Source organism: Rickettsia endosymbiont of Ixodes scapularis, assembly GCF_000160735.1.
GTDB lineage: Bacteria > Pseudomonadota > Alphaproteobacteria > Rickettsiales > Rickettsiaceae > Rickettsia > Rickettsia tamurae.
Genome location: NZ_CM000770.1, coordinates 1,754,248 through 1,760,520 on the forward strand (window position 1 = coordinate 1,754,248; position 6,273 = coordinate 1,760,520).

The window sequence follows — 6,273 nt, forward strand, 5'->3', positions numbered from 1 at the left end:
AACAAAAATAATAGATATTTTAAAAGAACAAGAGTTGCTTATTAAACAAGAAGAAATAACTCATACCGTTAAATGTGCTGAGAGGTCAGGTGCTCCTCTTGAGATACTAACCGTACCGCAATGGTTCGTTAAAACTATATCACATAAAGAAGAATTGCTTAAAAGAGCAAATGAGTTAAATTGGCATCCTAAAAATATGAAGATTCGTTTAGAGAATTGGATTAATGCCATTAGTTGGGATTGGTGCATAAGTAGGCAGCGTTATTTTGGCGTGCCTTTCCCTGTTTGGTATTCTAAAAAAGTAGGTGAAGAAGGCAAGATTTTATATGCTGATATTTCACAGCTACCTGTTGATCCATTAAGAGATTTACCTATAGGTTACAGTAAGAAGGAAGTAGAGCATGACTTAGACGTTATGGATACTTGGGCAACAAGTTCTGTTTCGCCTCAACTTTCTACTCATGGCATTTCTGATGATTTCGCTGTTAATAAAGATAGACACGATAAATTATTTCCGATGGATTTAAGACCTCAAGCACACGAAATTATTAGAACTTGGGCGTTCTATACTATTTTAAAAGCTCATTTACACCAAAATACTTTGCCGTGGGAAAACATCATGGTAAGCGGTTGGTGTTTAGCTGAAGATCGAAGTAAAATGTCTAAATCTAAAGGCAATGTTTTAGTTCCTGAAAAGCTGCTAGAACAATATGGTTCCGACGTAATACGTTATTGGTCGGCAAATTCAAAGCTAGGTGCTGATACCGCCTATTCTGAAGACGTTATGAAAAACGGCAAAAGGCTTGTTAACAAGCTATGGAATGCCGCTAAATTTGTTTCTATACATTTTGATAAACTGAAAGGTAAAGATAAAAAAGCAAAGCTTTTAGATGTTAAAGAAAAAATCACTAACGAGTTTGATCAGTGGATAATTAATAAACTAGTAGAACTAGTTAAGCTAGCTACAAATGAGTTACAAAACTACGAATATGCAAATGCTATGCATCTGACGGAAAAATTCTTTTGGGCGGTATTTTGTGATAATTATTTAGAAATAAGCAAAACAAGAAGCTATGACGAGGAAAACAAAAATCCACAAGAACAATATAGTAGCATATTAACTTTATATCATGTTATGCAAACATTACTGAAACTATTTGCACCTTTCATGCCGCATATTACCGAAGAATTATACCAAATATTATATAGTGAAAATTCTATTCATGTTAAAGGTAGCTGGGTTAATTACGGTGACTTAAATTATGAAATCGATACAAAAGGAGCAGAAGGACTGCTTGAAATACTAGATATCGTCAGAAAATTCAAAGCTGAGAAGAATCTATCTATAAAAGCTCCAATAAAATTGCTTGAAGTTAGCGGCATAGTATTATCTGCAGAATTAGCAGAAGATTTAAAAAACGTCACATCGGTAGAAGAAATACAATTTGAGATGAAAGATGATAAAATTAAAGTCAATGTTATTCTTTAAAATATTAGGTTTAATATTACTTATATTTGCCGGGATATTTTTTTATGCTTATATATTAGAACATGACTGGCTATATGTAACCTTAAGTGATGAACAAGTAAAAAAATACAGGATTAGCAAGAAAAAAGCTATTGCCCTTTATCAGTTAATGAAAGACACTCATGAGCTACTTGGTAAGAATAATATTAATTATTGGATAGAAGGCGGCACTCTACTTGGAGCCGTTAGACATCAAGGCATAATTCCTTTTGACGATGATTTAGATATCGGTATTATGCATGAAGACGAAATACGCCTACAACAAATATTACCGCAATTTGAACCATTAGGATATCGTATTAAACATAATAAAATTTATGTAATTTGCGGGGAAAGATACTTAGATATTTTTGTATTTCATAAAGAAAATGATAAATTTGTTCATTTTAATCAAAGTATGCGTAATAAATATCCAAATGATTTTTTTATGATTATGAATTATATCCTTTAAAAAAATATAAATTTGGTAGTATAGAAGTATATGGTCCATCTGAATATAAAGAGCATTTGAATAGACAATATCTAGAATGGGATAAATATGCAATAATATACAGCCCTCATAGCTTACATTTACCTTTTTTATCGAATATCGAGAAAAAAACCAAATTTATATTAACGCCGGAATTGTTAAAACCTGCTCAGCCGCTCGGACCGCTAGAAGATAAAGTGAATATAGTCAATTCAGCTACATTTATTGGTATGTGCGAGGATACAGCTTATAATTAAATGTCGGATTGGTAATAACTATTTCGATATAAGCAACGAAATAGTCATATGATTTACATTTGACTAGATTACTTTTTTGCAAAAATTCATATCAAACAAGTTGAGATAAGAAAGTAATAGCCGGTACTATCCATAAGCCCGGTTTATCAAAGCAAGAGCCGGAAATAGCTTGTTTATTTTGAATTACTTGAAAACTAAACTCAGGTTTAAGTGATTCATGAAAATATTTTAAGCTTGAAGAACGGCTTGTATCACTTATTTTTGCTTCCACTAAAATCCAAGGCTTCTCATCTTTTGTTATTACTAAATCGACTTCACGTTTTTGTTTATCACGAAGATAGTATAAGCCAAAATCACCAAGCCCTGTTTCGTTCCAAAAATATACGGCTTTTAACAGGTGAGAAGCTACAAGATTTTCAAATCTAGCTCCTATATCTTTTATTTGTGACCAATCCCAAAGGTAGTATTTAGGCTCTTTTATTAAGCTTTTTACAACATTTTTAGACCAAGGCTTGATAGCAAAACAATAATAATGCTTTTCTAGCAAAGAGAGCCATCTTCTTATTGTTTGGTCTGAAACCCTAACTTTGTTAGCAAGATTCGTATAGCTTATTAATGAGCCGGCCTGTTCGTTTATAACGGTAGCAAGTAATTCTAACGCATAAATATTGTTGATATCTTCAGTATTTCTTACATCCTCTCTAAATAATTGTTCGAATCTTTGATTACTCCATATTCTATGAAATTTAGCAGTTGCTTTTAAATAGCTTTCTGCAAATCCTCCAAAATTTATTAGAGCTTCAAATTCATCTATAGTGATATTTTTGGGGCTTTTTATATAATCAATATTATTATCAAAATTTTTAGCTATTTCAGATACCGATAACGGATGCACGGTTAAATTTATATAACGCCCCATTAGGCTATCGCCGCCTTTTTTATATATATTTAATTTGGCACTACCTGTTATAATAAATTCAATATTTTCTCCGAATTTATCATAAAACCCTTTTACAAGATTTTTCCAATCTTTATATTTATGAATTTCATCTAATATTAAGCACGGTTTCTTATCGGATATAGTAGACAGTAGATTTTCAAAAAGTTCGGTGTGTTTGTTTAGGATTTTATTTCTATCTTCTAGATAATCCCAATTTAGATAAATTGAATTGGGATTAGGCTTGATTACTTGTTTTGATATTGTAGTTTTTCCTACTTGCCTTGCTCCGCTTATAAATACAAGTTTACCATATTTTGTTAGATATTCTTCAACTTGCTTTTTATATAACCTATCCATTATAATATTTCTATAAGTTTACAAAAATATTATAGGCTAATATCGAAATGGTCAAGACTATTTCGATATCAGTAACGAAATAGTCTTACTTGTAGCAAACTGAACAGCTATACTTTATTATAACTGATCGCCCATCATGGGAATTTCATTTGTATACTCATTAATATCTACCTGAATTAAACTACTCTCTTGATGATGTTCAATACTACCATCAAGCAGCGGTTGTAAATGCTTAGATATTATTTCAATAACCTCAGGCTTACCTGTGCTATTTGCTATTTCCATATACTCACCTTTTTGAGGCATATACGGAGTAAGCTGCTCAATATATTTTAAATAAGATTTTATTAATGCTCTTGAAGTTACCATAATACAGTTTATTAACAAAATATCAATCAAATTATTAATTTTTTAATATTTAACGCGAGTTTCGTATTAAGATGCCTAAATTATGGTTAATGAATATGCTATAATGCTTATCCTTTCAAGGTTTGTAAGAGGTGTGACAAGTTTTACAATTTAATAGTTATAGTCAAAAAAGACAATTTACTAAAAATTTATGCAGTTTTAAGTACATTTTATAACAAAAACAATATTACTAATATCCTCGTAACCCAGTTACTATCAGCTATTCAGTTCCTCTATTAATACGAAACTCGCGTTATTTAATTAATATATTTAAAATAATTAGTGCAAAGTATTAGGTACTTTAGTATTATTTAACATTAAACTTTGCTTCATTCTATGCCTTATTTATTACCAACTATTATAACTACGCTACTTATTTTATTAGCTCTAATAATTTGGTTTTATGTAAAAACTAAAATCTTAAGGACGCAGCTACAATTTTTATCAGAGCAGAATCTAGAAATTAGCAATAACAACCAATTATTAAATCAAGAAAAGATAGGATATTTACAGAAAATTGAGCAATTGAAGTGTAAAGTAGAATATCAAGAACAGACTATTAAGGATTCAGAAAAAATAAGAGAAGAGTCGTTTTCATCGGCTAAAGCTGCGTTATTTGATTTAGGTAAAGATTTGTCTAAGCAATTAATAGAGATACATAAAATGGAAAACACGGCGGCAAGAGAGCTAGCCGAGAAAAATATCGCTACTGCTTCAGGAAAATTTAATAGTGAGTTTGAGCGGTTGATTACGATGGTGGGAGCATTAAATAAAGATATAGAGCAATCAAAAGGTACGGTTGATTTGATAAAACAGTCGCTGCTTTCTCCGATCGGGACGGGGTTGCTTGCCGAAATTACGCTTGAGAATATCCTAAAATCTTCGGGCTTACGTCCTAATTTAGATTTCATTATGCAATACGGCTTAACTACAACAGATAGTGGAAAGTTAAGACCCGATGCCCTTATTTTTCTTCCTTCCGGTAATTTAATGGTTATTGATTCCAAAGCTTCCAAATTTCTAGTTGATGAGCAGGATAATAGCGGGAATCTTAGCAAAACTATGAATTATCATTTAAAATCTCTAGCTAATAAAGACTATGCCGAAAATATTTTAACTAATCTAAACAAAAAGGATCAGAGATCTAACAATGTTATTACTTTAATGTTTTTGCCGACTGAACAAGCGGTTGAGAAAGTTATTGCAGCCGACCCTGAATTTTTACAAAAAGCTTGGGGCTGTAATATCTTTCCGGTAGGACCTAGCGGACTTATGAATATGCTATCATTTGCAAAATTTCAAATTACCGATCATCGCCGCTCGGAAAATTATAAGGTAATCATTGAAGAAGTGAGAAAGCTGTTAAGTTCTATCAGTACTATGGCTGATTATTCTCAAAAGATCGGTAATAACCTGCAAAATATGGTTACTAATTATGATAAATTTGCTGCCTCGTTTAATCGTAATTTTATGTCAAGAGTAAAGAATATTCAAAAACTCGGCATTGATTCAGGGAATAAAACCATGCCGGCTACCTTAGAGCGTTATCAAATCGTTTCCTCCAAATCAGAGATTATTGAAGTAGAAGCAGAAAATCCACCGCAAATAGAGGAAAATTATAAATAAATTTTTCTCGTAATAGATAATTTAAATGTTAAAAAAACTTTCCATAGTTTGTATAGCCATATTGTTACTATGTGTAAGCATATATAAGATTAAAGCTCCTGAAAAAGAAAACAAACATGTTATAAAAGTGAGCTTTATTAATATGTGGCCGGGCTTTACAATAGACGAGCTACCGATGATAAAAGAAATCATTGAAGAAAACGGACGAACAATTGTTATAGATCATAACAATTATGACCTTATTATTGATAGTGTTTTTGGTCAAAGAAATATTAGTAATAAAGATAGTATAAAGATATTTTTTACCGGTGAATCTGTTAGACCAAAGCTAGAAAATTATGATATATCTATAGGTTTTGATTATATAGATCATCCAAATTATATAAGAATACCTTTATATTATATGTATTTTACTAATGAAGTCAGTACTGAATATAAACGATCAAAATGCAATCCAAACAAACCGTATTTTACTTGTTTCTTAGTCTCTAACGGTATAGAAGATCCTGAAAACGACGGCTGCATAGCAAGAAATCGATTTTTTCATAAATTGTCGCTGTATAAAATAAGTAGTAAGCGGCGGTAAATATTTAAATACTGAATCTACAATTATACCAAAAGAAAAAACTCGTGAATGGTTATCTAAATGTAAATTTGTTATTGCTTTTGAAAATAAAACATATGAGGG

General features: G+C 31.1%; 5 protein-coding genes and 1 pseudogene. 4 read left to right on the forward strand and 2 right to left on the reverse strand.

Annotated elements, in window-relative coordinates; all coding sequences use genetic code 11:
• The coding region (locus REIS_RS08915; RefSeq protein WP_008581208.1) for a class I tRNA ligase family protein at positions 1-1,489 on the forward strand (1,489 nt) is incomplete at its 5' end.
• A pseudogene (locus tag REIS_RS08920) lies at positions 1,458-2,254 on the forward strand (LicD family protein). The gene REIS_RS08915 and the pseudogene REIS_RS08920, both read left to right, overlap by 32 nt.
• Positions 2,255-2,345: 91 nt before the next feature.
• Here REIS_RS08920 and REIS_RS08925 read toward each other — a convergent pair.
• Together REIS_RS08925 and REIS_RS08930 are read right to left on the reverse strand one after the other, a co-directional pair.
• Positions 2,346-3,551 (reverse strand): ATP-binding protein, encoded by a 1,206-nt coding sequence (locus REIS_RS08925; RefSeq protein ID WP_008581210.1) that lies wholly within the window; start codon positions 3,549-3,551, stop codon positions 2,346-2,348.
• Positions 3,552-3,668: 117 nt separating this feature from the next.
• On the reverse strand, positions 3,669-3,938 hold the full coding sequence (locus REIS_RS08930; RefSeq protein ID WP_160142986.1) for a hypothetical protein: 270 nt from the start codon (positions 3,936-3,938) through the stop codon (positions 3,669-3,671).
• Positions 3,939-4,295: 357 nt separating this feature from the next.
• Here REIS_RS08930 and REIS_RS08935 point away from each other — a divergent pair, with 357 nt between their 5' ends.
• Entirely contained in the window at positions 4,296-5,585 is a 1,290-nt protein-coding gene (locus REIS_RS08935) for a DNA recombination protein RmuC (RefSeq protein WP_037214070.1), read from the forward strand.
• 142 nt (positions 5,586-5,727) lie between these two features.
• Positions 5,728-6,171 (forward strand): alpha-1,3-fucosyltransferase, encoded by a 444-nt coding sequence (locus REIS_RS16055; RefSeq protein ID WP_241760903.1) that lies wholly within the window; start codon positions 5,728-5,730, stop codon positions 6,169-6,171.
• Positions 6,172-6,273: the final 102 nt, after the last annotated feature.

What these genes read in the sequence shown, in the direction of transcription:
- REIS_RS08935 (WP_037214070.1), top strand. Translation starts at nt 4,296, where the DNA reads ATGCCTTATTTATTACCAACTATTATAACTACGCTACTTATTTTATTA.
- REIS_RS08925 (WP_008581210.1), bottom strand. Translation starts at nt 3,551, where the DNA reads ATGGATAGGTTATATAAAAAGCAAGTTGAAGAATATCTAACAAAATAT.
- REIS_RS16055 (WP_241760903.1), top strand. Translation starts at nt 5,728, where the DNA reads ATGTGGCCGGGCTTTACAATAGACGAGCTACCGATGATAAAAGAAATC.